33 protein-coding genes are annotated in these 25,915 nt (G+C 63.3%); 5 read left to right on the top strand and 28 right to left on the bottom strand.

Translation table 11 applies throughout. The annotated features are described in order from the left end of the window. Positions 1 to 65 precede the first annotated feature (65 nt). The 15 genes from NDI65_RS17485 to NDI65_RS17415 all read right to left on the bottom strand — a co-directional run bounded on the left by NDI65_RS17485 (position 66) and on the right by NDI65_RS17415 (position 10,769). On the bottom strand, positions 66 to 386 hold the full coding sequence (locus tag NDI65_RS17485; protein WP_310893932.1) for a hypothetical protein: 321 nt from the start codon (positions 384 to 386) through the stop codon (positions 66 to 68). 246 nt (positions 387 to 632) lie between these two features. Next, complete coding sequence (locus NDI65_RS17480) at positions 633 to 845, bottom strand: hypothetical protein (RefSeq protein WP_310893931.1); 213 nt, start codon at positions 843 to 845, stop codon at positions 633 to 635. 153 nt (positions 846 to 998) lie between these two features. Further along, positions 999 to 1,406, bottom strand: a complete 408-nt coding sequence (locus NDI65_RS17475) for a hypothetical protein (RefSeq protein ID WP_310893930.1) — start codon at positions 1,404 to 1,406, stop codon at positions 999 to 1,001. 152 nt (positions 1,407 to 1,558) lie between these two features. Then, entirely contained in the window at positions 1,559 to 1,837 is a 279-nt protein-coding gene (locus NDI65_RS17470) for a hypothetical protein (RefSeq protein WP_310893929.1), read from the bottom strand. Positions 1,838 to 2,179: 342 nt separating this feature from the next. After that, positions 2,180 to 2,815, bottom strand: coding sequence for a hypothetical protein (locus NDI65_RS17465; protein ID WP_310893928.1), 636 nt, complete (start codon positions 2,813 to 2,815; stop codon positions 2,180 to 2,182). A 255-nt stretch (positions 2,816 to 3,070) separates the two neighbouring features. Then, entirely contained in the window at positions 3,071 to 3,679 is a 609-nt protein-coding gene (locus tag NDI65_RS17460; protein WP_310893927.1) for a hypothetical protein, read from the bottom strand. A gap of 257 nt (positions 3,680 to 3,936) precedes the next feature. Continuing rightward, the gene (locus tag NDI65_RS17455; RefSeq protein WP_310893926.1) at positions 3,937 to 4,677 is read right to left on the bottom strand and encodes a hypothetical protein; all 741 of its coding nucleotides are present in this window, start codon (positions 4,675 to 4,677) and stop codon (positions 3,937 to 3,939) included. Between the two features lie 255 nt (positions 4,678 to 4,932). After that, positions 4,933 to 5,664, bottom strand: a complete 732-nt coding sequence (locus NDI65_RS17450) for an N-6 DNA methylase (RefSeq protein WP_310893925.1) — start codon at positions 5,662 to 5,664, stop codon at positions 4,933 to 4,935. A gap of 237 nt (positions 5,665 to 5,901) precedes the next feature. Continuing rightward, complete coding sequence (locus NDI65_RS17445) at positions 5,902 to 6,222, bottom strand: hypothetical protein (RefSeq protein ID WP_310893924.1); 321 nt, start codon at positions 6,220 to 6,222, stop codon at positions 5,902 to 5,904. A 333-nt stretch (positions 6,223 to 6,555) separates the two neighbouring features. Further along, positions 6,556 to 7,290 carry a hypothetical protein gene (locus tag NDI65_RS17440; RefSeq protein WP_310893923.1) on the bottom strand — a complete coding sequence of 245 codons (735 nt, stop codon included), beginning with the start codon at positions 7,288 to 7,290 and terminating at the stop codon, positions 6,556 to 6,558. 271 nt (positions 7,291 to 7,561) lie between these two features. After that, entirely contained in the window at positions 7,562 to 8,164 is a 603-nt protein-coding gene (locus NDI65_RS17435; RefSeq protein ID WP_310893922.1) for a hypothetical protein, read from the bottom strand. Positions 8,165 to 8,484: 320 nt separating this feature from the next. Further along, complete coding sequence (locus NDI65_RS17430) at positions 8,485 to 8,628, bottom strand: hypothetical protein (RefSeq protein WP_310893921.1); 144 nt, start codon at positions 8,626 to 8,628, stop codon at positions 8,485 to 8,487. Position 8,629: 1 nt separating this feature from the next. Then, the gene (locus tag NDI65_RS17425) at positions 8,630 to 8,944 is read right to left on the bottom strand and encodes a hypothetical protein (RefSeq protein WP_310893920.1); all 315 of its coding nucleotides are present in this window, start codon (positions 8,942 to 8,944) and stop codon (positions 8,630 to 8,632) included. Positions 8,945 to 9,302: 358 nt separating this feature from the next. Beyond that, entirely contained in the window at positions 9,303 to 10,106 is an 804-nt protein-coding gene (locus tag NDI65_RS17420; RefSeq protein WP_310893919.1) for a hypothetical protein, read from the bottom strand. A gap of 267 nt (positions 10,107 to 10,373) precedes the next feature. Further along, positions 10,374 to 10,769: a hypothetical protein gene (locus NDI65_RS17415; RefSeq protein WP_310893918.1), complete on the bottom strand. Its 396-nt coding sequence runs from the start codon at positions 10,767 to 10,769 to the stop codon at positions 10,374 to 10,376. On the opposite strand from NDI65_RS17415, the gene NDI65_RS17410 reads away from it, so the two are divergent. After that, positions 10,768 to 11,010: a hypothetical protein gene (locus tag NDI65_RS17410; RefSeq protein ID WP_310893917.1), complete on the top strand. Its 243-nt coding sequence runs from the start codon at positions 10,768 to 10,770 to the stop codon at positions 11,008 to 11,010. The two genes, NDI65_RS17415 and NDI65_RS17410, sit on opposite strands and share 2 nt — an antisense overlap. Positions 11,011 to 11,055: 45 nt before the next feature. Then, entirely contained in the window at positions 11,056 to 11,223 is a 168-nt protein-coding gene (locus NDI65_RS17405; RefSeq protein ID WP_310893916.1) for a hypothetical protein, read from the top strand. 3 nt (positions 11,224 to 11,226) lie between these two features. Here the strand turns inward: NDI65_RS17405 and NDI65_RS17400 are convergent, their stop codons facing one another. Next, a complete protein-coding gene (locus NDI65_RS17400) occupies positions 11,227 to 11,805 on the bottom strand; it encodes a hypothetical protein (RefSeq protein ID WP_310893915.1) in 579 nt (192 codons plus the stop codon). 383 nt (positions 11,806 to 12,188) lie between these two features. On the opposite strand from NDI65_RS17400, the gene NDI65_RS17395 reads away from it, so the two are divergent. Further along, a complete protein-coding gene (locus NDI65_RS17395) occupies positions 12,189 to 12,707 on the top strand; it encodes a type IV pilin N-terminal domain-containing protein (RefSeq protein WP_310893914.1) in 519 nt (172 codons plus the stop codon). A 148-nt stretch (positions 12,708 to 12,855) separates the two neighbouring features. On the opposite strand, the gene NDI65_RS17390 is transcribed toward NDI65_RS17395, so the two are convergent. The 5 genes from NDI65_RS17390 to NDI65_RS17370 form a co-directional block, all read right to left on the bottom strand. Then, positions 12,856 to 13,857, bottom strand: a complete 1,002-nt coding sequence (locus NDI65_RS17390; RefSeq protein ID WP_310893913.1) for an ArdC-like ssDNA-binding domain-containing protein — start codon at positions 13,855 to 13,857, stop codon at positions 12,856 to 12,858. Positions 13,858 to 14,124: 267 nt separating this feature from the next. Then, positions 14,125 to 14,484, bottom strand: a complete 360-nt coding sequence (locus tag NDI65_RS17385; protein WP_310893912.1) for a hypothetical protein — start codon at positions 14,482 to 14,484, stop codon at positions 14,125 to 14,127. A gap of 1 nt (position 14,485) precedes the next feature. Beyond that, positions 14,486 to 14,857: a hypothetical protein gene (locus NDI65_RS17380; protein ID WP_310893911.1), complete on the bottom strand. Its 372-nt coding sequence runs from the start codon at positions 14,855 to 14,857 to the stop codon at positions 14,486 to 14,488. Positions 14,858 to 15,120: 263 nt separating this feature from the next. After that, the gene (locus NDI65_RS17375) at positions 15,121 to 15,618 is read right to left on the bottom strand and encodes a hypothetical protein (RefSeq protein ID WP_310893910.1); all 498 of its coding nucleotides are present in this window, start codon (positions 15,616 to 15,618) and stop codon (positions 15,121 to 15,123) included. Positions 15,619 to 15,927: 309 nt separating this feature from the next. After that, positions 15,928 to 16,305, bottom strand: a complete 378-nt coding sequence (locus NDI65_RS17370; protein ID WP_310893909.1) for a hypothetical protein — start codon at positions 16,303 to 16,305, stop codon at positions 15,928 to 15,930. Positions 16,306 to 17,007: 702 nt separating this feature from the next. Between NDI65_RS17370 and NDI65_RS17365 the strand changes: the two genes are divergently transcribed. Next, complete coding sequence (locus NDI65_RS17365; protein WP_310893908.1) at positions 17,008 to 17,577, top strand: hypothetical protein; 570 nt, start codon at positions 17,008 to 17,010, stop codon at positions 17,575 to 17,577. 233 nt (positions 17,578 to 17,810) lie between these two features. Here the strand turns inward: NDI65_RS17365 and NDI65_RS17360 are convergent, their stop codons facing one another. The 7 genes from NDI65_RS17360 to NDI65_RS17330 all read right to left on the bottom strand — a co-directional run bounded on the left by NDI65_RS17360 (position 17,811) and on the right by NDI65_RS17330 (position 23,965). Continuing rightward, on the bottom strand, positions 17,811 to 18,002 hold the full coding sequence (locus tag NDI65_RS17360) for a hypothetical protein (protein WP_310893907.1): 192 nt from the start codon (positions 18,000 to 18,002) through the stop codon (positions 17,811 to 17,813). Position 18,003: 1 nt separating this feature from the next. Beyond that, the gene (locus NDI65_RS17355; protein WP_310893906.1) at positions 18,004 to 18,174 is read right to left on the bottom strand and encodes a hypothetical protein; all 171 of its coding nucleotides are present in this window, start codon (positions 18,172 to 18,174) and stop codon (positions 18,004 to 18,006) included. A 342-nt stretch (positions 18,175 to 18,516) separates the two neighbouring features. Continuing rightward, positions 18,517 to 18,969 carry a hypothetical protein gene (locus tag NDI65_RS17350; RefSeq protein WP_310893905.1) on the bottom strand — a complete coding sequence of 151 codons (453 nt, stop codon included), beginning with the start codon at positions 18,967 to 18,969 and terminating at the stop codon, positions 18,517 to 18,519. Positions 18,970 to 19,373: 404 nt separating this feature from the next. Continuing rightward, entirely contained in the window at positions 19,374 to 20,438 is a 1,065-nt protein-coding gene (locus NDI65_RS17345) for a DUF6610 family protein (RefSeq protein WP_310893904.1), read from the bottom strand. 294 nt (positions 20,439 to 20,732) lie between these two features. Continuing rightward, complete coding sequence (locus NDI65_RS17340; protein ID WP_310893903.1) at positions 20,733 to 21,020, bottom strand: hypothetical protein; 288 nt, start codon at positions 21,018 to 21,020, stop codon at positions 20,733 to 20,735. Between the two features lie 959 nt (positions 21,021 to 21,979). Further along, positions 21,980 to 22,393 carry a hypothetical protein gene (locus NDI65_RS17335; protein WP_310893902.1) on the bottom strand — a complete coding sequence of 138 codons (414 nt, stop codon included), beginning with the start codon at positions 22,391 to 22,393 and terminating at the stop codon, positions 21,980 to 21,982. 765 nt (positions 22,394 to 23,158) lie between these two features. Next, positions 23,159 to 23,965: a hypothetical protein gene (locus tag NDI65_RS17330; RefSeq protein ID WP_310893900.1), complete on the bottom strand. Its 807-nt coding sequence runs from the start codon at positions 23,963 to 23,965 to the stop codon at positions 23,159 to 23,161. A 1,257-nt stretch (positions 23,966 to 25,222) separates the two neighbouring features. On the opposite strand from NDI65_RS17330, the gene NDI65_RS17325 reads away from it, so the two are divergent. Next, a complete protein-coding gene (locus tag NDI65_RS17325; protein WP_310893899.1) occupies positions 25,223 to 25,813 on the top strand; it encodes a hypothetical protein in 591 nt (196 codons plus the stop codon). Positions 25,814 to 25,915 lie beyond the last annotated feature (102 nt).

Raw genomic sequence — 25,915 nt, 5'->3', positions numbered from 1 at the left:
CGCTCACGGGGAGCGATTCACCAGAGAAGGTGTCCGGTAGTCGTCGCGACGAGTAACTGGCCGAGTCAGTTCGCGACCGCGGGATGGTCGATATCTCGAAGCGCTTTCCACCACATGTTCTCGATCTCCGCGCTGGCGACGTCGACGCAGTCCTCGACGAACCGCTCGGCCGTTGCCTCCGTCCAGTCGCCCCAGCCTCGGATCGCGTTAGTCAGCTCGTTCGGGATGATTTCCATCCGGTAGGTGTTCGCTTCGATTGCCGCAGTACAGCCCGCGTATGTGAGGAGTGTCGCGTGCAGTTCCTTCGCCGTCTCGATGATCTCCGCGTCGGGTTGTTCCGACGGGTCGGTTCGTGTTCCGGTGCTCGGGGATTCGATTTCACTCATTCGTACTGCCTCCTCTTCAAAAGAGTAACGCCCCCCCATAAAGGTTAGCACGCGAAAACACACGTCAAGAGCCCTGAGTCGGCAGATTACACAACCACCCCAAGGGACAGAAGAGCGGAGCGCCGGACACCTCCAAGCGGAGCGGACGGAACGCGGGGGCTTGCCCCCGACCCGTAGGCTGTCCCGCAGGGGACGACCGACGGGAGGACCCATCGTGACTGCGGTGCGGTAGCGGTGCGGATGTGGTTACGACCGGTGTTCGCCCCAGACGACGGCAGCTGCGAGAACCCCGCCGACGATGCAGATTCCGAAGGTCGTGCCAGCCGCGTACAGAGAGCCTCGGCCTGCGGCAGTCGCTCCGAAGTACAGGCTCGCGAGAGCACACAGGATGAAGGTTCCCAGCGCCCACTGCATCGACTGCTCGTCGATGACCCGGACGGACAGTTCTCGGACGTTCATACATGGGATTTCTCGACGGACCGTATAAAAACTGTATGGGCGAAAGCCCGACCGCGCAGCGACGACGCACCGCGGCGTCGTGAGCAGTCCGGAACGTGGAGGAGGGTGGGAGGTGGTGAACTACAGACCGGCAAAAAGGGGGTATCGGATGGCCTACTCCGAAAAATACTGCGTCACAACCGACGCGAACACTTCGATGGCTGTTTTTCCCTCCGCGTTCTGGAGAAGTTCGTCGATGTCAGGGCCTCCCACGACCGCGTCCGGAAAGTGGCGCTCGAATCGAACCGAGAGGAACATCTTGAACCGGTCTAGGTGGTCTTCGTGCCGGCTCGCCTCCTCCCACGCGTTTTGAATCGACCGTTCGACGCTCGTCGCGAGGTTGATGGGAGCTCGGTATTCGATAGGCTGTCCGTGCAGGCTGGTTCTTCGTCGAAGATACATCATTGGAACACCTTCAGGCAACGCCTCTGTTCGGAGGCGCGCCCTCGCCCGACTCCTGTCGGGCGCGCCGACCGCTTGACCGGACAACCAGGAGCGCGCAAGGCCGACCCCGTCCAGCACACAAGCCGTTTCTCGCGTTCGCGGCCGACCACGGGGAGGGAGTCGAACCGAAAACGCGCTTGGTGCTGGCGCGGCGGGAAGCCGCGAGGGGAGAGGCCGACTCGGCGCGCGACGTGCCGTTCGGAAGCAAAAAGAAACGGCCTCGATGGCGACTACTCGTTCGCCTCCCAGCCCTGGTGGAAGTAGGCGAGTCCGAGGTTCGACCGGAACTTCTGCCCGGACGGTACGTGGACGAGTAGTTCATCTTCCGGGATGACGTCGACGACGCCTTCATCGCGAAGAACGTAGACGAGATCGCTTGCCACCGACTCGTCGATGGAGAGGATGTCCTCGGTTCGCCGATCTCGGTCTCGGGCGAGCTGCCTGCGCTCGAAGCGTTCGTGGTCGTTCGATGTATCGTCGTGAATCGTCGGTCGCTCTAGTTCATCCATGTTGGAAACACCTGTCTGGCTCACCCCTTCTCGGAGGCGCGCCTCCGTCTGACCCCGTCGGGCGCGCCGACCGCTCACCTAAGCATCCAGGGTCGCGCAAGAGGGAGCCCGTCCAGCGCATAAGCCGGTTCCGCGTCGTGAGCACGCCACGCGGGCGCAACGACCGGGAGCGCGCTTAGTGCTGGCGCGGCGGAAAGCCGTGAGTGGTGACCTCGACTCGGCGCGGCCCGAGCCGGTATTGCGAAAGCCCGACGCCCCCGGGGGCGTCCGGAACGTGGAGGGAGCGAGTGGAGCGAGCGCGGTGGGGTCGGCACGGGCGGTAGTAGCCGAACCGCTGTTCGGCTACGGCTCGACGACGTGGTACTTCTTCACGCCGTGATACCGCGCTGACGGATCACGGGCTTCCGCGGACGCCGAGACGCGCTCCAGTGGGATGCACTCGTCTTTGACGAGCGCAACCGCTTCCCTCGCGGGCAGTGTCTTCGCGTCCATAATTCGGTGACGCCCATCCTCGTACACCACATCGCCGTTTTGACGGGACAATTCTCGAACTGCGAACGTGACCTCTGTCGTGTAGGTTGTCCGACCCACACGTCCATCCTCGACGACGTCTTCTGTGCTACGCCCGCCGTACCGAATCGACGCGTTCCACTTCGGACACCAGTACACCTTGTACTTGCCGGAGAATAGCTCGCACTGCGGAAGATTCTCATCTCGGATTGCGGAATCACGGTTGATGTTGGCTCCATTCGACCGCCTCTGCTGATGTTCGAGCGCCACTTTCTTCTCCGTCAGATGCTCTCGGATGTTCTGGTAGGCACTCGCTGCCCCTGACGACTTCAGCATCGGGACCGACCCAGCTGCGTTCCGTGCCTGTTCGTCCGCTCTGTCCATCTGTCCATCGACCTCCTCTATGAGGTCCTCGAGGAGCGCGATCTCTACTTGTCGTTCGTCCGTCGAAATCTTTTGAACACTCATACTGGAAACACCTTCAGGACTGCCTCGTCTATCGGAGGCGCGCCCTCGCCCGACTCCTGTCGGGCGCGCCGACCCTTCTACTGACCATCCAGCGGCGGACAGTCGGGAGCGTCGGTCAGCACACAAGTCCGTTCCGTGTTCGCGACCGACCACGAGGAGGGAGTCGAACCGGGCGCAGGCTTGGTGCTGAACGCCCGGGAGGGGCGTAGACGCGGAGACTGGACAGAGTGGGCCACTGGTACAGCAAAAGGAAGTCTACAGTGCCGGCTGGAAGCCGTAGTCAATGATGACGAGACGCCGCCCGTCCTTGGTGAGGTCGTCGTACGGATCTACCTCTTCATTCGTGTCTATCCATCCGACGTTCTTCCGATGGATATCCCGATCTTGGAGGACACTACCCGCAATACGCCGGGAGAGCGTTGGTTCCCACGTTTCTGGGGTGTCCTCGAACGGATCGAGGGGATGCGCGTACGCCATAACGATCCACCAAGCGTCCGGGTCGAATGCGTATATTGGTGCGAGGTACTCGTCGTCGACGGAGACGTCCTGGTAGAGTTCGAGTTCCACGCGATTCTGATGACGACCATCGGTCCGGCGGCAGTCCTCGCCGTCCCACGGTTTCAGAGGGAACTTCACGACGAGTTCCCGGTCGGTCGTCTTCAACTCGTCCGGGATGGTGAACGCGTACCGTGCGTCGCCGTTCCCCGCAACGAGGAACCCTCGGTCAATGAGTTCTTCTTTGATTTCATCCGTCCGCTCGACGCCTTTCGGAGCTGGTTGGCCGTACCGTGCAGCCTCGTAGAACCGATTCGCATAGTCGTCGAATAGCGCTACTGCTTCCTGAACCAGAACATCGTCCGTCATGTGGAACACCTTTCAAAGCCGCCTCGCCTGTCGGAGGCGCGCCCTCGCCCGACCCTGTCGGGCGCGCCGACTCCTCTACCAAAGAACCAGCAGTGCGATCCGCAGCGACTGGCGACGGCTGAAGGCCGCTCCGCGTTCGTCGGCGTGCGGTTTGCGTCGACGCAACCGGGGCGGTCTTCGTCGTCGCGCGGCGGGGAGCCGCGAGGGAGTGGAGGTGACGCACTGCGTGCCGTACTGAGACAAAAAGGGGGAGTGAGCTACTTGTCGAAGACCCATCCCGGGAGGCCGTTGAGGTTCTCCAGAATGGGGTGGCGGTAGATCGTCCGGTCACACTCGACGCACCACTGCGCGAGCGTGCCGTGGAAGCGGATGTCGGAGAACCGAACGTCGGGATGGTCGCCGAACTCGGCGAGCTTGAGGACGCCAAGACCTCGGAGTTCGCAGTACGGGCACTCCTCGTACGGCCCGTTCTTGATGACGTCGTGGTCGTGGCACTCACCGTCGGTTTCCGAGGTGGGTTCGGCTTTGAAGGGTACGTCCTCGCTTTGGATTCGGTAGAACGTCACCGGGTAGACGTTCGTGAAATGGAGCAGCCGCTCGACGGAGTAGTCGTGGAGGTTCAGATCCGTCTGCGTGTCTCCGTGGGGGCTTGAGATGCCGATGAACCGGAAACCGTTGTGCCAGACGTACTCGGCTGGTGTGTGGTCTTCCGAGCGGTCGATTTCGATGACGAACTCGGGACTGAGCGTACGAAGCCCGTCGACAAGGGTGAGCGCGTTGATTGACTCCTCACACCCGTTCGAGAGAGTTCGCTGAAGCGTCTCCAGTTGGGGAGCATGAACGAGTTCGAGCGAGTTCGAGTTGTCCATCGCTTCGAGTTGGTCGTCGATAGCCTCGATGACGGCCTTTATTTCGGTCTCGTCGCGGGCCTGGAGGTCGACTGCATAGGCGTCCTGTGCATCCTGCTGCGTTCGGATGAGGGGTTCGTTGAAATTCATAGTTACCTGTTAACCACGCCTCTAACTCGGAGGCGCGGCCTCGCTCGACTCTGTCGGGCCGCGCCGACCGCTTGACCGGAGAACTAGGAGTGCGCAAGGGCAAGGTCGGCCACCGGTGAAGACGGCCGCCGTGTCGTGAGCACGCCACGCGGGCGCAGCGACCGGGAGCGTCTTCCTGGTGGCGCGGCAGGAAGCCGCGAGGCCGCCGCCCGACTCGGCGCGCGACGTGCCGTGAGCGAAAAGGGGGGCGTCGGGTTACGCGAACGTCCCGATCGATGACTGCTCGAAGACGTCGTCGTCCGGCCGCTTCTCCCCGTCCTCGTCGAGGTCCAGTTCTCGAATCACGGTTCCGTCCATGCGCATCCCGGTCTCCCACGCTCGTTGCGTCGTCATCTTGATCGAATCGCCCAACTCGACGTAGCCGTCGATGTTGAAGAGAGCGAAGTTAATCGCGGTCATCTTCGCACACATCGGGTCCTTGTCCTTCGCGAAGTACCGTCGACGACCCGGCTCGCGCACCGCTTGCCGGTAGGCGGCGATAAGAAGCCGGCCGCTCCCGCAGCTGTCGTCGCACACTTTCTCGCCGTCGCCCGGGACGCCACCAATCCCGGCCAGCAGTTCGGCGGCCGGGTACGGGGTGAAGTACTGTCCGAAGTTGTCCGATGACATACCGAACTCCTCGTAGACCTGTCCGAGGACGTCGTGCATGTGCTCCTCACTGAGCATGACGAGTTCGCCGAGGCACTCGGCGTACGTCTCGAAGATTGCCCGCGGGTCGTTGGCGAGGTCGGCCACGTCCTTGAGGATCGCTTGGTGTCGGTCGTCGTCGCGAGAGAACGACGCGAGCATGAGGTCGATCCACTGTTGGAATGCCCGGTATCGTGACAACCCCGTCTGGTGAGTGACGCCTTCGAGCCGGTTCGTAATCGGTGACACGTCGACACTACTGGGAACTGAATCGAGTGGAGAATCGTCTGTTTCTTCCATAGTTACTATCCGCGCCCTGTCGGCGGCGCGGCCTCGCCCGACTCTGTCGGGCCGCGCCGCTTACTCCCGCCACAGACAGGAGCGCGCAAGAGCGAAGCCGTCCAGCGGTGAAGTCGGTAGCCGTGTTCGCGACTCGTGAGAGCGAACCGGGATCGTCTTCCCGCTGGCGTGGCGGGAAGCCACGAGGCTGAGGTCGGCTCGGCGCGCGACGTACCGTGATATAAAAAAGAGAGAGTTTTAGTAGATCCTGGGTTCTTTCCCCAGTTGGTGTAGGATTATGCTCTCCTGTGAAACGCTCAGCTGAAAAACACGGATCGGATACTGGTTTTTGGTGAATCCTGCACTCTGGATAACGAGCTTCTCTCCTTCTTCGAGGTAGTTTTGGAGGTGTTTCAAGAACTGAATATCTACGTTCTCGTCATAGAATTGGTCCTCGAAAGCGTTGAAGCTTCTCGATCCGGTGAATCGTAGCTCACTGGTTTTCGGGTTAAGATGTGCAACGATCTCTTGGAAGTAGTAGTCGTCAATCAGTTTCTCGACTCCTTCGACGTCTGTCACCTTGACTCGGTTTGATGTTGTCGTACTGTGTTCGTTGGTCATTTGTGGATTTCTCGGACCGTCTCCTCTCGGAGGCGCGGCCTCACCCGACTTCGTCGGGCCGCGCCGCCCACTGTCTCCACAGACAGGAGCGCGCAAGGCCGACCACGGTCACCGGTGAAGTCACTGCTCGCCGGTGGTGACAGGGGCTTCCCGGTGACGCACCGGGAAGGTGCGAGCAGGGAGGCCGACTCGGCGCGCGACGCACCGAGGAGCGAAAGTCCGGTGCGAAGCACCCGGAACGTGGAGGGGGGCGGGGACGGTGGTTCGTAAAAAGAAGGAGACTGTGGAGGTCTACTCGCGAAGCGCGCTTCGCCCCAAGTGGAGCGCCGCCCGGAGGTCGCCGACGGTGTCGACCCCGGTGATGCCGTTGAAGTCGTGGCTTGCCCCGAGCGACTGGAGGTATTTCGAGACCTCCATCTCCGCGAACCGTTCGAGGATCTGCGTCGGGTTCCGGACGACGTGTTCCGGAACCGGCGTCACGACGCCGTCTTCCGCGCGAACTGCGATGTTCGCGAGGTACGTACTGTAGATGCCGAACGTCTCCTCGACGCCCTCGTGGTACGGGCGCGCGACGAACCCGTCTGTCGTGAGTTCCTCGACCTCGAAGTAGGTGTTCGACTCCTCGTCGAAGTAGACGTCACCGACGTCGAAGCCCCACTCTTCGAGGTCCTCGACCGCCGACGCGCGCTCGTCGTCCGTCCACTCGGTGTACTGCCGGAGCGCTGTGGTGGGGCTCGCGCCATCTTGCTCGTCCTCGACGCCGTCGTTCACGCGGAGACCAGCGAGTCCGGGGTGAGCCTCCATCCACGAGACGGCGCGCTGCATCGCCTGCTTCCGGTGCGGCTTCCCCTTGAAGAGTGTGAGGAGGGTCTTCGACCGGTACTGCACGGTGACTGCCCAGCTCTGCGTCACCTTCTGGTCGGCGAACTCCCGGTCTTCGCCCCGAAGGATCGCACCGTAGATGTCGTGCTCGAACTCGAATAGCTGTTCTTCGTCAGTCGTCTGCGTCCAGTTGTTGACTTCCATATTGGAAACACCTGTCAGGCAACGCCTCTGTTCGGAGGCGCGCCTCCGCCCGACCCTGTCGGGCGCGCCGACCGTTGGACTCCACAAAGAGGAGCGCGCAAGAACACGAGCGGCCAGCACATAAGCCGGTTCTCGCGTTCGCGACCGACCCCTAGGAGGGAGTTGAACCGAAACCGCGCTTAGTGCTGGCGCGGCGGGGAGCCGCGAGCGACGTGTTCGACTCGGCGCGCGACGAACCGGAGCACACGGTAAAAAGGGGGTCTGGAGTGGCCTACGCGTTCTGGTCGGCTTTCCAGTTGGAGTAGGAATCAGCGTAGTAGTCGACGTACCCCGCGGTGAAGTAGCCTGCGCGAGCGAAGGCGGCGTCCACGCCGCCCTCGACTGCGAGTTCGCGGTTCATGTGTTCGACCGCACCGTCGACGACCTCATCCGAGTCGACGATTTGGAGCGAGCTCATCATCTGTTCGAGGATGGCGCTCTTCGGGCCGAAGAGCGTCTCCGCTGCTTCAATGGTGTCACTGACCTTCTGTTCGGTGATGTTGGTGTGCGGGCGTTCTTCATTCGGAATCTGGTGTCCGGGGCGCGTCAGTCCTGCATCCTCGACGAGGGCGTCCAACTCGTCGTTGGCGGCGGCCTCGACGACGCGGTGAGCTACGTAGCGAACCCACTCGCCGACGATGTTCTGCTCCGACCGTTCGGTGACCTCGAGGTCGGCGTCCGCGGCGACCTCGGAGAGACTAGGGTACTCTTCAGACGTCGCGCCGACGACGGCGAGGCCCGTGACGAGGCTTCGGTCTCCGAAGGCTTCGGTCGCGAAGAAGTCGATGATACGCTGTTCTACCGGGTTCTGGCCGGGGATTTCGGTTTCAGTCATGATTCTGTCGGGACGTCCCCCGTTCTATCGGAGGCGCGCCTCCGCCCGACTCCTGTCGGGCGCGCCGACCGCTCACCTAAGCATCCAGGGACGCGACCCGGACGCGACTGGCGACGGCGCAAGGGCGTTCCGCGTCGCGAGCACCAGCGGCGCGCAGCGACCGGGGCCGCCCTTGGTCGTCGCGCGGCGGGAGGCCGCGAAGGAGCAAGAGGGAGAGCGACCCGTGCCGTCATGCGAAAGCCGGACGCACCCCTCGGGGCGTCCGGAACGTGGAGGTGGGTGGGGACGGCGGTTCGCCAAAAAAGAGAGCCCGTGAGGGGCTACTTCCCGGAACTGAAACGGCTTCGAATCATCCCGACGAGAGTGCGGCCGCCCTCTCGGTAGGAGAGATAGTCCAGGAGGCTGAGGGTGACCATCGGACCAGCGATGAGCGTCGCGATTATCGACTGTTCGGGCGTCCCCATCTTAGGCCACCTGCTCCGAGGGGTATTCGCTGAGCTTCGATCCGGAGAACTTGTGGTAGACGATGGTCTCGACTTTGACTCCGTATTCGAGACGGAGTCGCCGGATCGCGTCCTTCAGGACGTCCTCGTCGGGGGCTTCCTTGTAGTACCCCTTCCCCCGATTTCGAGCGACATTCCACGAGTCGAGGTACGACCACTCGAGTTCATCGGGGGTCATGCCGTAGATCGTCGCGGGCCGCTTTGGCTCGGACGTGCTGTGACTACCCTTCACCCAGTTCTTCACGCGGAACCGGCGGCCGTCCTCGGCGAGGACCACGGCGATGCACCTACTCCCCATCGCCGTCCTCCGTCTGTATCTCGGTAGTTACGCGCGCTGCGATACATCGACTGGTCTGAACTGCGTCGACGGTTGCTTCCATGTTGGAACACCTTTTAGAGCCGCCTCGTCTGTCTGAGGCGCGCCCTCGCCCGACTCCTGTCGGGCGCGCCGCCCCTTCTACTGACCATCCAGGGGTGCGCGATAGGAGCAACCGACGACGGCACAAGTCCGTTCCGCGTTCGTGACCTGTGGGAACGAACCGGGTGCGGACTTGGTCGTCGCGCGGCGGGAGGCCGCGAGGGAGCGGATGGACGCGCACCCCGTGCCGTATTGAGACAAAAAGGGGAAGACGATGCTACGGTCGAATGAGCGCGTCCGTGTTCGTCACGTCCTTCCAGTCGATGAGGAGATCCGCTGCGGGGTGCTTGTGGAGCACCGCACCACAGGGCTTGCAGACGGTGAGGAGCGTCTGTTTCGACGCTCCGTAGTCCGTCCGAAGAATGACCGCCCCGTTGGTGGTCTGTCCGTAGTCGCCGCCCTCCATCTGGAAGTGGTCGAACTCCGTCCCACCGCATTCCGGACACGGCGCGTTCATCCCGTCCCAGTCCTCGCGAACGATGAGTTCGGCTTCTGCCGCCGTCTCCGGCCCTGTCACCTCCCACGTCTGCCGGATGGGCTTCGCGGCTTCCTCGTCGACGTCGCCGTCGTCGACCTTGAAGGGGACGCCGTCGGCATCCAGCGGAACGAACGTGACGGGGAACGTCCGAAGCATGCTCTGCACGTTGTTCCAGTTCGTCTCGAACGGCTCTCCGTCCTCATCACCGGTCCAGAGCTCGTCGAACTCGCCGAACCTGACGAACTCGTCCGAGGACTCGACGATGTCACTCCGCCGGATGCAGAGCGCGAATGTGTCGTAGAGGTACTGGAGGACGTAGTCGATGTTCGCGAGGACGACTTCACCCGTGTAACCGCCCTTGATGTGCTGTTCGAGATCCTGGACTGCCGCGAGTACCACGTCTTCGACTGGCTCCATCTCGTCCAGTTGCTCCTGAGCTTCTTCGAGCCGCTTCAGGAGTGCGAGCTCGTGTTCCGCAGTCGTCGGTTTGACGATGTTGACCCATGCGCTACGTCCGTTCCGGCGTGCAACTCGAATTGCCATTTCTGAAAACACCTTTCAGGCCACCTCCTGTCTCGGAGGCGCGCCCTCGCCCGACTCCTGTCGGGCGCGCCGACCGCTCACCGACCCATCCAGGACTGCGCGCCGGAAGCGACCGGCGACGGCGCAAGGGCGTTCCGTGTTCGCGACCGACCACGGGGAGGGAGTCGAACCGGGGTTGCCCTTGGTCGTCGCGCGGCGGGAAGCCGCGAGGGAGCGAGAGGCGAAGCAGGCCGTGCCGGACACAAAAAGGGGGCCGGAGATGGTGGATTACGCTAAGTGCGCGACCTCGGCGGGCTCGTCGACGTCGTCGAACTCGCCTTTCTCGACCGGCGTCCAGTCCTCGCCGGGCTCTGGGCTCCACCACTTCACTTCGTAGCCGTCTGCGCCGTGGACGACCTTCGCTCGGGCTCGCTGATCGGGGAGGTCACGTCGGTTCTTCTCCTCGACGTGGACGTTCCACGCGTGTGAGCTGTCGAAGTCGACGAGAACGTTCTCGTCGTAGCCGGCGTTCTGCTGGGACTCCCGGATCTCGACTTCGGTATTACACCGCTTGCAGAAGACGCCCTCGAACGGAATGTGCGAGAAGACGTCGTATCCGCAGACGGGACACCAGATGAACTCGAAGAGCGATTCGCTGTGTCGGTCGATGACTTCCAGACTCATGTTGGAACACCTTCTGGGCCACCTCCTGTTTCGGAGGCGCGCCCTCGCCCGACTCCTGTCGGGCGCGCCGACTGCTTGCTTACACAAAGAGGAGCGCGCAAGAGCGAGGCTGTCCAGCGCTGAAGTCGCTTCCGTGCTCGCGACCGACCGCGGGGAGGGAGTCGAACCGGAACGCGTCTTCGTGCTGGCGGCCCGGGATGGGCCGAAGCCGCTGCTCGACTCGGCGCGCGACGAACCGTAGAGGACTTCCCTGAGTCTTAAACAGAGAGGTTGAATCATTCTGCATATGGTCAACCCTACGGAATTTCTGTTGGCAATGGCAGTTACGAATGTGATCGCCGCTGTACTCGTTCCGCTAAATCCTCTTGAAAAAGTGATTGCCTATGTGGTCATCGCCGTACTAAGTGTAGTTGTTGCAACCGTATTCGGCGCGTTGACGAACTCCTTCGGGTAGTAACTAGAAGTCGGTGAGCGACGTCGTCTCTGTTTCGGGGGTGTCGTTCCAGTAGTGTTCTGCGGCACGCGCGATCTCCTGGCGTCGATCGGAGTTACAGATTTCGGCGTACTCGAGGAGCCACTGCGTTCCCTCCTCGAAGAGCTCGACCAGTTCGTCGACGGAGACCTCGAAGGCCATGTCGTCCTCGTTCGTCACCCACTGCTGATCGATCTCCTTCACATCGGCCTCGCAAGTTCGCTTCTCGGGCGGCTTCACCGTGTACCAGCGTGCGTACACATCCGGTCTCACGACGACGCCCTCGGTCTCCTCGCGGGTGTCGTTGAGGAACGAGACGACGACGTAGCCGTCGTATCGGTAGCCAGTGTCGGCCACGCACCAGAACTCGAAGTGAGCACGGTTTGCCCGTTCGTAGTTCCGGGAGGTGTTCGGGTGTACAGGGACGCGATCTTCGCTGAACGAATAGATCCACTCACCTGTTGGCCCCGTTGGGGCTCCTGGTGGCTCGGTGTCTTCCGTTCCATGTTTTTGAAAGGTTTCGATTGCGGTTCGATAAGCATCTGTGTGCATGTCGTCATTCATGGGCTTTCACGGGCGTTCTCTTCGGCGCGCCCTCGCCTCGACCTCGTCGGGCGCGCCGTCGATTCATTCCAGCAACCAGGAACGAATGCGTGGACCGACTGGCGACGGTTGAAACCAGTCCCGTATTCGCGACCGCGGGGGAGCGAATCGGGTGCTGTATTCACCGTCGCGCCCGTTATTGGGCGAATAAGGGACAGCGTTCGTTCCGGGCCATTCCTCCTGTAGAAAGGTTTATGCAACGTCATTCTAATTACGAAACATACCCTGAAAGGTGATATTCCAGAACACCAAGGAGAAGAAAAACGCCATACGGGGTGGTGAGCAAGAGATTCAATTCGGATAAACGGAACGATTAAGAACAAAACGATTCAAAGCACTAAGGAATGAAACGCGGAATACTCAACTCAGTACAAGAACAGTTCGCCGCCCTTCGCCGCGAGGACCGAGCAGTCAGCCCGGTCATCGCCGTGATTTTGATGATCGGACTCGTGGTCATCATGGCGGCCGGTGTCGGGGCATTCGTCCTCGACTTTAACAGTCAGATGGGGAAGACAGCCCCCAAAGCGAACTTCGCAGTTGAAGACGCAGAGTCCGGAACAACGGACACTATCCACGTCTCCCACGAGGGCGGTACAGAGCTCAACGCACAGGACACGATGATTAAGGTGAAGCGAGACGGCGCAACGCTCGCCACCTTCTCGAACGGGAACGACGTCGACATCAGTGTGGGAGACACGATTAGTATCGAGAGTGACGATACATCGACGACCGTTAGCTTCGCCGGATCTGCCGCGTACTCGTCCTCGTCGAACACTTTCGACTTGGAGAGCGACCCGGTCAAGGTGCTCATTATCGACGACGAAAGTGATCAACAGATTGCCGAACTCACGGCATCCGCGTAACCCCTCGTTCGTCTACGACCTTTCCGTTTTTGTGCGTTCTTCATGCGAAAGTCCGACCGCACAGCGACGCCAATAGGCGTCGCGAGCAGTCCGAACCGTGGAGGTGGGTGGGGATGGCGGTTCGACAAAAAAGAGAGCCCGTGAGGGGCTACTGGTCCTTGTCTTCCGCCTCGTCGTCTTCGAGGTGGCCTTCGATGGTTTCTATGAGCTGCTTGCTCGTCCGGCTGATTCGCGTGAGCCGCTCTCGGATCGCGTCCGCGTCCTGGTCAGCCCACCGCGCGATGTAGAATGCCGAGTTCGACGCGTCCAGCCCGAAGTACCGCGCCACCACGTAGGCCGTCGACTCCGCTTCGACCTCCCGCATGCCGCGTTCCTCCGTATCGGACACACCGACGTGTAGGAGCGCGTGGGCGTACTCGTGGATCGTCGTCGACGCCACGTCCGCGAGGTTCGATTGCTTCTGCACCTTCACCTCCGCCTGATGCTCCTCGTCGTCGCTCGGCTTCGCGACACCGAGCGCGCTCCCCCGCGACCAGTCCTCGACGTTCACCAGTTCGAGATCCACTCCGAAGTCGGTCGCCGTGTCCACGACCGCGGGCAGTAGCGACGCACCGTCCCCGTACGCTGCCGTGTCCATGTCCGTCAACGGCTCGCCCTCGGTCTGGCTGATGTCGAACACTGGAGCAGGACGGAACGCCACAGCGCCCTTCGACCACTCCTCCGGCAGCGTCTCGTCGTACTCACACTCGATCCGCTCGTGGTAGCTCGGCGCGTTCCCGCACCCGGGACACTGCTTCGCGATGACCGGAGCCCAGATCCAGATGGCACTCTCGCCCTCGGAGACCTGACGGTCGAAGTCGTTCTGCCACGCCCGGTAGCCCGCCACCGCGCTCGCCTCTGGTTTCTGTGCGAGAATGAGGAGCGTGTTGTTCACGGAGTAGTCGTGGAACTTCGACTGGATATCCAGCCACTCCTGGAACTGCTTGGACGCCGCCGCCTCGTCTGTCATCTCGGCGAGCTCTTCGACCCACTCCTCGATCTCGGAGTGCATTTCGTCCTTTCGCGTCTCCTTGTCGTCGAACGCGACCGCCGCTTCCGCCTGCTCTTTCCGCTCGATGCTGTCTTCGATCGTAGGTTGACTACTGGACATGTTGGAACACCTTGACGCCCTCCGTTCTGTCGGAGGCGCGCCTCCGCCCGACTCTGTCGGGCGCGCCGACCGCTCACCTAAGCATCCAGGGACACGCGGCCGGGAACACCGGCCAGCACACAAGCCGGTTCCGCGTCCGTCGACGCGCGGTTTTGCGTCGACGCAACCGGGAGCGCGCTTGGTGGTGGCGCGCCGGGAGGGCGCGAGGTGTGGAAGGCCGATGTGGCCCGTGCCGTCCGGAAGCAAAAAGGGAGGAACCGGGGGCGACTACAGACTACCCTCGGGATCGAGTTGCACGAACTCGACGTCGTCGTCGGTGACGGTGTACTGGTACGCGTTCAGCGGGAAGCGCGTCCGCTCGTGGCCGATGCTCTGCACGACTAGGGTCACGTCCTCCGGCAGGTGGTCGCTGAGAGCGATGAAGAAGCCCTCCGTCGTCGCCTGTTCGCCCGCACCGGGGTTCTCTGCCGAGAACGTCGCGTCCGCGGCGAACCGGAGCTGTCCGCGTTCCCACTCCGACTGGTCGACGAACATCTCTACGCCGTAGACTTCGAGGAGTTCTGCGACCGCGTTGACGTCGGTGACGAGGACGCAGTTGGACGCCGTGTAGCCCTGGTAAGTCGCCACGTTAGACACCTCCGGAAACGCGAGTGCCGTTCTCGACCGTCGCGAACGCCTCCGCGCGATTCGTCGTGAGAATGTCGAGTTCCTCGACTTCACACAGGTTGTTCGTCGACGTCCGGTACTCGGAGTGGGTGAGGAACGGCCACCAGTCCTGCGCGCACTCGACGGGGAGATGGATGAAGAGGATCTCGCCGTCCTGATCGCGAAGCGTGAGTTGGCCGCGACCGACGAACGTCGCGTTGAACGGCCCGTCTGCGTACGCCTCTTCGTCCTCGGTCGGCCCGCGGATACGGACTGCACTCCCCTCTGGGAGTGCTCGAAGTTGCTTGATGAACGCTGCTCTGTCGTTGCGGTTTGCGATTATCTGTCGTTCCATCTGGAACACCTTCAGGCAACGCCTCTGTTCGGAGGCGCGCCCTCGCCCGACTCCTGTCGGGCGCGCCGACCACTCCCCGACACATCCAGGAACGCGTCAGGGGCGTGATGGGCGCGGACATAAGCCGGTTCTCGCGTTCCGAGGACCGACTGGACCGCAGGAATCGAAACCGCGCTTAGTCCGCGCAGTCCGGGATGGACTGACGGAGCGCCTCAACGCGTGACGGGCCGTCTCTACCACGGCAAAAAAGGGTGTTCGATGGCCTACCGGTTCTCCGCTGCTACGCGTACCGCAACCAAATTCTCCTCGTTCTCGGTGAGATACTTGTCCACGAGCGTCCACGTCGTCGGACAGATGTGGTCCCATTCGATGAACTCCTCCTCGAAGCGTTTCACCGCCTTCTCCTTCTTCAGGACAAGGTCCGCCCGGTCGTCCGTTAGCCACGCGTTGTACACACGCTCGACCGCGACCATGAACGTCTCGACGACGTCTTCCAGAGACTCGTCCGTCCAGACCTGGGCCTCCAATTCCTCGCGCACGTCCATCAGGACCTCACTCGGCATCCAAACCAACTCGACCTTCGCCGCCCACGCGGTCTCGGCCATCAGCCCGTCCGCGTCCGTGTCCTTGACGCCCGCACCGTACTGGAGTTTCGTCACGATACGTTCCTCAACCGTCTCGTCGAACCGATCTCGTTCGTCGAGCGCGCCTTTCTTCGACCGAATCTCGATACTACCGTTCTTGGACTGAGTGGTACTCATTTTGGAAACACCTACAGGCAGGCTCGCCCGCGCCGGGCGCGCTCTGCACGCGCTCCCCCGGGAGCGCGTCCCGGCGCGGCAACAACCCTGACAGAAACCAGAGCGCGCGCCGAGAGAGACCAGAACGACCGTCCAGCACATAAGCCGGTTCCGCGTCGCGAGCACGCTACGCGAGCGCAGCGACCGGGAGCGCGCTTAGTGCTGGCGCGGCGGGAAGCCGCGAGGGAGTGACGGGAACGGGAGGCGAGCACTCGATCCGGAGATGTCCACACCGGTCTCCCAAAGCGACGCAAAAAATAGGCCGCCGGTTCAGGCGAACGCCGTCTCTCGCTCCGTCTCCGACTCCCAGCTGGGCTCCGACACGCCCGTCTTCCAGTCGGCCACCGTGTTCAGCGTCTGCTCGACCGTCCGCGCGAGCACCCACTCGAACCCCGTGACCTCTTCGTCCAGCGTCACGAGCACCTTCAGCTCCAGGACGTCTTCCAGCGCGATGTCCAGAACCTCATCCATCAGCGCCTTCAGCACCGCCAGCCGAACCTGCTCGTCGTCGTCCTCGTCCGCCACCGCCTTCGCCTTCGCCCGCACCGCCTCGTACGTCTCCTCGAAGCACTCGCGCTCGAAAGTCAGCGCATCGACGTCGTTGATCATCAGCGTCTCACCAGTACCAGTGTCGAACATCCGATTCATTGTTGGAAACACCTACAGGCCCGCCCGCGCCGGGCGCGCTCTGCACGCGCTCCCCCGGGAGCGCGTCCCGGCGCGGCAACGACAGTGACCCAGACGAAGACCGCGCGGAGATCTGCCGGGAAGGAGGGACCAGCACACAAGCCGTTTCTCGCGTTCGCGACCGACCGCGGGAGGGAGTCGAACCGAAAACGCGCTTGGTGCTGGCGCGGCGGGAAGCCGCGAACGACTGGATGGTAGGACGCTCCGAGCGGGCTGTACCGAGACGGCGTTGACGAACACTGCACGGATAACGTTTTTATAACGTCCGACTGGAACAGTAAAGTACGTCGACGGCTTGGAACTCTGTCGACGCGAGAGCTGGATTGGAACATGGCTCTCATCCGCATGTCGACACCGACATGTTGGAAACACCTTCAGGCAGCGTTTCCGCGCTGCCTCATCTTACTGCCCTTACGAGCTCGAGTAGCCACTGGTGTTGACGATCCTCTGCGATCCACCTGAGCGAGCGAAGCGAGCGCCGGCCGCGGGTGGACGTCCGGCGGGCTCGGCGCTTCGGCCGTCCCCCGACCCCGTAAGCACCTACTGGAGCGCAGCGTGGGTCGCGGGATGCCGAGCGGATGAGGGCGTCCGGGAAGTGTCACCGTTCTGCTTAGAGTTATTAAGTTCGGGAATATGAAGGCCCTATCTCCCGAAATGTAGGATATGGCTACGAACACCGACACCGAAATCGAGTACGGTGAACTCCCCCTCCAAATCCTCTCGAACGACGGAATCGTCGTCGTGTACGACGCCAACGGCGCGGAAGTCGTCCCGTTCACTAACCACGATTGGGGTCCTGAAGGTCCCTGCGACGAGATGGTCCCTCGGATGGTCTCTGCGCTCGTCGACGCCTACGAAGATCCCGCTAGTCTCCTCGCAACGAACGCTTCCTGGATGCAGGGGCAGTACGAAGAGCGCGAGATGTGGACGGACGGGGCGAACGGGCCGGATTGGTTCACTCCAGAACCACTTCCGGAACCACCAGCTGGGATCGACGTCGACGAGACGCCACCACTCCGTGTTGTCCTCGATGACGATGCCTCGTGGCCAGACGACCCCGAAGTCGCACCCGATCACGAGGTTTGTATCTTCGACGAGGACGACGTCGTCTACCAGATGCACGCGACCGAGTATCGCGAGGGTCCCGAGCAGGTCTCGGAGCTGATCGAAGCGATTCGACTGGCGTACGAAGCCCCGCTCGAACTCCTGCGTCGGCAGACCTCGGACGCGTAGTCGGGCTCACCGTTGTTACCGTCTGTACCGTACGCACCGTACGCACCGTATGGACGGCAGGAACGGTGCTTCGTTAACCGCGCGAGCGAGCGTAGCGAGCGAGCGCGGGCCGGTGAACGACCGAAGGGAGTGAACCGGAAGCGGCTGTGCGAAAGCCGGACGCCCTCGGGGGTGCGTCCGGACCGTGGAGGTGGGTGGGGATGGTGGGTCGTAAAGCGAGGCGACGGTGCGGGCTACTCGTCCTTGACGAGGGCCTCGCACGTCCCGCACAGCGCGACATCGCGCGCCGCGTCCCCGCCGCACCGAGCGCACTCCGCCGGTGCGCGTTCGAGCATCTGCTCGCGCTCGAACTCTCGCGCCGCCGCGCCGCTCCGGAAGTCGAGGGACGCCCGCGCCTGCGGATCCTCCCATGCCTGTCGAACCATTTTACAGCGCCGCCTCCAGGAACTCCACGATCTCCGTGTCGCCCATCGCGACCAGATGCCGAATCATCGCGTCAACTGACTCGAACCGCGACCCGTCCGAGTGCCGGTTCACGACGACCGCCGTCCCCGAACTCGGATGCCGGATATCCTGCGACACTTGGGAATGGTACATTAGCGCACTCTGCTTCGCCTCGAAACTGACGTTCTCGTACATGTTGGAACACCTACTCGCCCGCGTCCCGCGGGCTCGCCGCGACCCCTCTGGGTCGCGGGACGCGGGCAACCAGCGACGACCCAGTCCAGCAGCGCGCGTCGGAACGGAGCAGAACGACCGTCCAGCACACAAGCCGTTTCTCGCGTTCGAGACCGACCGTGGGAGGGAGTCGAACCGAAAACGCGCTTGGTGCTGGCGCGGCGGGGAGCCGCGAGGGAGTATCGCGACGGAGAGACGAGCGGGGCGAACTGAGGAGAGAGACGCTAATAGAGGAGTGACGACAAAAAAGAGAGCCGCCGTCTATCGGTGAGGATCGTCGACGACGTACCACTTCACGTCCTCGGTGGGCATGAAGTCGACCACCCCGTTTTCCAGGAATGACGCCACGCCACCGAACTTCATCGTATCTTCGTCATCAGGGTCATCGAGGTCGCCCTCAGTCACCAACCGTCCGTCTTTAATCGCACACACCGGGGAGTGGTACGCCTCCACGTAGACATCGCTCGCGTCGTTCTTGTCAACCACTCTGTTCCCGAGTTCGTTCGTCGGATCCCAGCTGTTCGCTGGCTTCACCGTCTCGAAGCGAATGTGAATCCCCAGCGGTACGCCCTTGCCGACTGCCCGGTACGTCACGCCTTCACGTCGTCCGAGAACGCGCTCAGGGGGAGAAACCGCTTTCGAGTCTCCGAGGGTCGTCTGTTCGTTCTGTTCAGTTCGTCCGTACTTCGCTCCTGAGTTGCTTGCACTACTCATGTTAGAAACACCTTCTCGCCCGCGTCCCGCGGGCTTCACGCGGCCCCCTGGGGCCGCGGGACGCGGGCAACAGTGAACACCCCAAACCAGCCACGCGCGCCGACCAGTCCAGAGCGAGCGGCCAGCACATAAGCCGTTTCTCGCGTCCGTCCCGGACTGCGGAACGTGAACAGTCGAAGGTCGCGAGCACCGACGGGCGGCGCAGACGCCCGTCGCAGGCGAGTGGCCGGAGGCTGGAGCGCGAAAGTCCGCTGAGGGACGCAACCGAAAACGCGCTTAGTGCTGGCGCGCCGGGAAGGCGCGAGCGAAGCGGCGGGTCGGGAGCCGCCTCCGGCGGCGACCGGCCGGAGACTGGAGCGGCGAGCGGTGCGAACCGTAACGAGAAACACCGGGATTCGCCCGTCTCAGGCAGCCTTGAAGCCGCTGATGCGAGCGCGGTTCATCGTGTAGAACGAGGTGTCGCGAGAGATATCGAGCGGGACGAGGCCCGTATGGTACTCCGCGTGGTCGAAGCACGACTCCGAACAGTACGCGCGGGTGACGCGGTCCTCGTACTCAACGAGCACCTCTATCTCATCCGGGTCGAAAAGATCGCGACCGCACCCCGTGCAGAGTGGGTCGGTCGGAGAGAGGGGTTCCTTCTGACGAACGCCGGCGTCGGCGAATGTGAGCGTCGGCCAGACGCCACGATCCCTCCAGAACCGCCGGATATGCTGGAGACCCCGTCGAACCGTCCCGCGGATAGTGAGGTCGTCCGCTCGCCGCCAGTGCGGCGACTCGTGATGCCAATACTCACCCTTCAGCGCGACCCCGTGCAGGCCGTTCCAGTCCAGGCCGACGATATCCGCGGGGTCCCACGCGGGCTCACTCGTCACGCCGAACGCGCTGAGACCTGACTGGTCTCCAGCTGCGTCACCGCCCGGTGCGAGCTCCTGGATCGCCGTCCACTGCTTCGGCGGGCTCCCGCCGAGGATGTGAACTCGACGACCGGCCCAGTCGCTCGGTCGCGTGAAGTCCGGCGCGTGGATGTCCGAATATCCAATCGGATAGCCGACGATGATCTCCTTCGGAATCGCCTCCAGTGCCGCCTCGCACTTCGGGACGATGATGGGGTCGAAATACTCGAGTTCATCCGTCAACTCACGAGCCGCGTCGACGAGCTGCTGTGCATCGTCGACGTCGTAGGCATCACCGATAACGCCAATTCGGGGTTCGTACTCGCGGAACACTTCGAGGTAGCGCTCCAGGTCGGGGTCCTTGAAGTCGTTGTCCAGCATGAACACGGGGACGTCCGCCGTGTCGTACTTGTTCTGCATCGAGTAGTCCTCCCGAACGCCCGTTGCGAACCCGAGTTGGTGAGCGTCGAACGCGTACGGCATCCTGAAGAGGAACGCGATGTAGTCCGCTCGACGGGCGGCGGCTACTTGATGGGCGACGCTACTGCTGCTACTGGGAGAGAACGAAGACATGATGGAACACCTTCTGACCCGCCTCCTTGCTCGGAGGCGCGGCCTCGCCCGACTCCTGTCGGGCCGCGCCGACCCTCTCCTACCCATCCAGAAGCACGCGGGGATCTGGCGAGCTGGTCCGTCCAGCACACAAGCCCGTTCTGTGTTCGCGACCGTGGTTGGGAGCGAACCGGGCGCGGGCTTGGTGGTGGCGCGCCGGGAGGGCGCGAGGGCAGGGAAAGCCAGCACGCCCCGCGTGCGCCGAGCTGACGCGTACACATCGGCCAACCAGGGACGCAAAAAAGGGGCCGGTGGTTAGGCGGACACGAGTTTCTGACCGAGCGCTCGTCCGCGCTCGAACGCCTTTCGAGCGTGGGATCGAAGCCGGTCCTGGAACCCGACGCGCCGTTCTCCGAAGGAGATGAGTGCCTTCGCGAGACGGCCCTCGGGGGTGCGCTGATGTGTGGGTTCGTACCGCTGCTGGAGGTGGATGAACTCGACCTCCAGTTGGTAGAAGACCATCTCGACGGTGATGAGAGGCGCAGAGCTCACCTCGAACTGCACCATCCACATCACGCGCTCGGGGATGTGGACAGGGTACATTTCGTTTAGTGCTTCGCCAACCGCGAACGGATCGGCGTCGACGCCGCGTGCCTCGAGTTCTGCGAGGACGTCCTCGCTGAACAGACAGCACTGGTTTCCCGTACGATTCTGTCGCCGACAGTCGGTCCATAAGCCTGTCATGTCGAACACCTTCAGGCAACACCTCCGTCGGAGGCGCGCCCTCGCCCGACTCTGTCGGGCGCGCCGACCGCTCACCGGACCAACCAGGGACGCGCGCCGGAAGCGACTGGCGACGACATAAGCCAGTTTTCGTGTTCCAAGGACCGACTGGACCGCAGGAACCGAAACTGCGCTTAGTCGTCGCGCGGCGGGAAGCCGAGAAGGAGCGGAAGGACGAGCGGCCCGTGCCGCTCGAACACGAATAGGGTGTGCCTCTGACGTCGACACGAAAGGACGGAAGTGGGACGCACGTTGCGACTCTGGCAAAGCGACTCCGTGCGGTCTCACGCCGGATCGTCGTCCCGGCGTCTGCTTGTTGTGGCTGGAGGAACATAAAACGCATCTGGCCATATGGCCACATGCCGATCAGCCGCTGCTGGCGGGGAGTTCGGACGGGGGCGGGCGTCTCGGTCGTCCCCCGACCCCGTAAGCACCGAACAGATGTGAGGCGCGCAGCGCGGGTCGCGGGATGCCGAGCGACCGCGGGCGTTCGCTTGGTTCTCCGTAGACGGCCCTGACGTGCTCGTAGAGAGGTTCGAGTGTGAGGGGTGGGGAGAGCTTCGTTAACCGCGCGAGCGAGCGTAGCGAGCGAGCGCGGGACGGTGAACGACCGAAGGGAGTGAACCGGAAGCGGTGCGGGGCGGTACGAGAGCGAAAGCCCGACGCACCCCCCGGGGGCGTCCGGAACGTGGAGGCGGGTGGGTGGTGGTGACGGACACGCGAGGGAGCAAAGAAGTACCGCAAATGGAGACGCGACTGCGGCAGTCGTTCAGTGGCCGTTACCGCAGGCCGAGAAGCCGGATGACGAGTTCGAGGAGCGTGAGCGCCTGCACGAAGAACGCGATGGCTTTCAGGAGACGGGTGAACCACACCGGAATCTCCTCGTCCGGCCCGAAGTGGAAGTCCGTGTAGCAGTTGATGAAGGCGACGACCGCCTCATCGACTGTCTCGAACCGTCCACGCTCGAACCGGACGACCGCAGCCTTGCGTACCTCGTCGGGCACTTCGACGACCTCCTGGTCACACACGGTGGCCAGCCGGCGCGCGAACCGGGCGCTGGCGACATCTTCGTCTTCGTCCAACCAGACGTGCGTGCGGAGCGTCGTGAACATCCGAACGACGTCCACGTCCACAGCGCCCTTGTGTCGAATGCGTTCAAGAATCGATGCTTCGACTTCCGTGCTTTTGCTCATCCGTGTACTGCCTCCAATCAGAACCGCACCTGCCGCGGCGCGCCTCCGCCCGACCCTGTCGGGCGCGCCGCGCACTCTCCTCGACCAACCAGCGGCGCGCGGAGTCTGGACTGAGCGGCCGTCCAGCACACAAGCCGGTTCCGTGTCGCGAGCACGCCACGCGAGCGCAGCGACCGGGAGCGCGCTTGGTGCTGGCGTGGCGGGGAGCCACGAGGCCGCGAGGGAACAGCACGCTCCGAGCGACGCGGGCCGCCGCGGTGCGGGAACGTCGTCGACGCACGCGACTCTCGACGCGTGCGACTGGTAGTTCTGCGGTGCGGTAGAGACTCCTCGTACCGAGTGACCTCGTCGCTCGACGTGGGACCTGCCTCAAGTAACAACGTAAAAGGGTGTCGGGGGACGCCGGCTGTGCCTGTGTGCCTCTGACGGAAGTGGCTGTTCGCGAGCGATATCACGACGTGGGGAGCGCCGGTGACGGCCAGTGACCCACCGCTTCCGCGCCCCGGCCAGGAGCGCGGGTAACCTTTCCTTGCGGCGACGGCGTGTGACCGCGCACACCCCCGGCCACGGTCGTCGTCACGAGGTTGGCCTCGAGGCGCGCGCCCCGATCGCCCGGCGCGTTAGCGCGCAGCTGAACGAGGGGAAAGCCCGACCGCGCAACGACGCCGCACCGCGGCGCCGTGAGCAGTCCGGAACCTGGAGGTGGGTGGGAGGTGGGGAACGTACACACCAGAGAAACGAACCAAAAAAGGGGCGCGTTCGGGGTTACGCGTTCGTGCCTTCGAGGGTGAGGGTGAACCGCTGCTTCACCTTCCGCCGGCTCTCCGGGGTAACTGACCGGATGAGCGGCACTTGGTCGTCATCCTGCTCTTTGAGAGGGATCTTCACCCACTCCGAGTCCATGAAGGGGGTCATCAGGTCGTTCACGTACCCGTTCAACCGCTCCATGTCGTTCTCGACAACCGCCTCGACGATGCCCAGAACCACCCGAGGACTCGGCGCACCACCAGTCTTCTGTGTGTGACCGTTGATGAGCATCTGCATCGCGCGCACTTCCCTGTCACTTGGAACGTCGTCGATGAACGGCCCGTACGACGACGTCCGCGCCCGCCCGCTTTCCGTCCGGTATGGAATCTTCACCCTGTCCGCGAGGAACTCACACACCGACCGTGCGCTCCGAATCTCCGGTCCGTCCTCGGTCTCGAAGCCGTAGTGGACCAGCTCACCCTGCCGAATCAACCGCAGGAACAGGTTGTACGCACCACCGTCATACCGCGACTTCCGCCGACGAATCTTCCGCTCTTCGAGGGTCACGTGCTTCGATGCCTCTGGTGCGACCGTGTCCACCGGCTTCCAGCGTTCGTGCGTTCCGACGTCCGTCTCAACCTCCATCCGCTCCACGTGAGGGTAGTTTTCAGGCGACACCGCGCTCACTCCTGCGTCCGCCGAGTCGAACTCCGAGATGATGACCTTCGATGGCCCCGTGGGAACCATCACTGGACGCTTCTCCGTAACCGTGAACGTGTAGTTGAACTCCGATGCGAATGGCTCTACTGCTGTCATTTCCGTCATGTTGGAACACCTTCAAGCCCGCGTCCCGCGGGCTTCACGCGCGCCCTCGGCGCGCGGGACGCGGGCGACTGTGCCGGACAGAATCCAGCGGCGCGCGTCGAGAAGGAGCAGAGCCCGCGTCCAGCACATAAGCCGGTTTCGTGTCCGGCGGCGTGCGGTTTGCGCCGCCGCGACCGAAAGCGCGCTTAGTGCTGGAGTCAAACCATACGGAGCGAAGGGGGAGACGGCGCGAACGCATCGAGTGAGCGCCGGTCGGGCCGCGGGGGTTTGACACGGTGGTTGTGTCGAACCCGGCGGTGAGCGGCCCGGCGACCCCGAGCGGAGCCCGGCCCGGAACGGGGCCGCGAACGCAGTGAGTGAGCGGCCCCGCATGCCCGGAATGGTCGGTGACGAGCGGGCGATGCGACTGGAGGCGAGCGGTGCGGATCGTTGCGTACACACCGAACAGACATCCCTCAACGACGCCGTCGCCCCCACCCGGCGTGCAGCTTCCCCGCGTGACTCCGACGCGCGGGTGATGGTTCTTCTGGGTAAAGCGGGCCGCGGGAAGTGGAGTCGAGCGGGACGGGCCGCCTCGAACACGCGGAGGGACGACATCGGCGCTCGCTTCCGACGTGCCGTTCGGAAGCAAAAAGAAGCCGGGGTGGCTACGGCCGGCCCCAGCACCGAGCGACGGACGCGCCGCACTCGGCGCAGTTCCGACCGGGCGGGGTCTTCGAGGACGTCGTCTGTTTGTAGCCGATAACTCCGTGCGTGGGACACTCGTAGCGCGCCATACGCGCCTCGGTAGCTGGTAGTCCCTTAGTGGTTACATCGGGCCAGTGCGGTTTGCTGGCCCGACTGGAGGCCATTAAGGGCTCTACCAGGAGACCGGGCGCTGGCGCGCTCGGACACCTGCCGGAGTGACGCGCGCCGACCCCTGTGGGGAGGCGAGCGGCACGACGGCCCCCGACAGTCCACCGGTACGTGAGACTGGAAATCGCAAGACGAAAAAACGTCCCGGCCTTCATCGCGGAACGCAGAGGCACACCTTCCTGTCTGACGCGAGCCCTCCAACCACCGCTGCGGTGGTGGACTTCCGAAGGGTGGGCGCGCCTCGACCGGCCCCCGACCTCGCAAGCACCTACCGGAGCGCAGCGCGGGTCGCGGGTCGTCGAGAGCGACCGGGCTTCGGGGGGTAGTCGACTCCGATTCTGACTGCGGAGACCCGTCAACGGACCAGCATACGTAAACCGGTTCCCTCACTCCGCTCGTGTAATGGCTACTGACTCGAACCCGTCCCCCACTGGGCAAGATCGTGTCGACGACCTCCTCCCCCATACAGGGACTCGCCTGCTCGTCGTCCTCATCACTGCCGGCGTCATCATCGCGCTCTATTACGACAGCTCGTTCTCTCGAGAGAACGTCCGCCTCCTCCTCTATGCAGCCCTCGCCCTCGCCACTACCGACTTTGTCGACGTCACCGCTGAGCACTTCATCGCGAAGCTCGCGGCCACTCGACTCGATACGTACCTCGACCTCAGTAGGCACGCTCGCGTTGTCGACATCGTGGTCGCTCTCGTCTCTGCCGTCCTCGTCATCTTCGTAACGTTTGGAGTCAGTCAGTGGTCGACGACCAACCAGTACCACACCATGCTCGGCGTCCTCGCCCTCTCCCTCGTCGCCCACGTCCGCCTCGCGAACTCGAAGAAGAACTCGAACCGTCCCCCTACGCCTACCCTCTACCGACGAGACCGCTCTGAACGTTCTGGCGCACCTGTCTTCATCGGCCCCCTCATCCTCACCTTCCTCCTGTTCGTCGCCGTCATCATCGCCTACTTCGGCCTCCTCTACACCATCGCCCCCTAAGACACGCCCCCAACGTCTCCCCCGTTCGCCAAGCCAACTCCCTTCGGCTTGGTACGCGCCGGCTATCAGCCGCGCTCGGCTCACCGCTACTCCTACCACCAC

Source organism: Haloferax sp. S2CR25, assembly GCF_031624535.1.
In the GTDB taxonomy this organism is placed as follows: Archaea; Halobacteriota; Halobacteria; order Halobacteriales; family Haloferacaceae; genus Haloferax; species Haloferax massiliensis.
The sequence above is the reverse complement of the archived record's forward strand: the minus strand, read 5'-3'. Positions and strand labels throughout refer to the sequence as shown.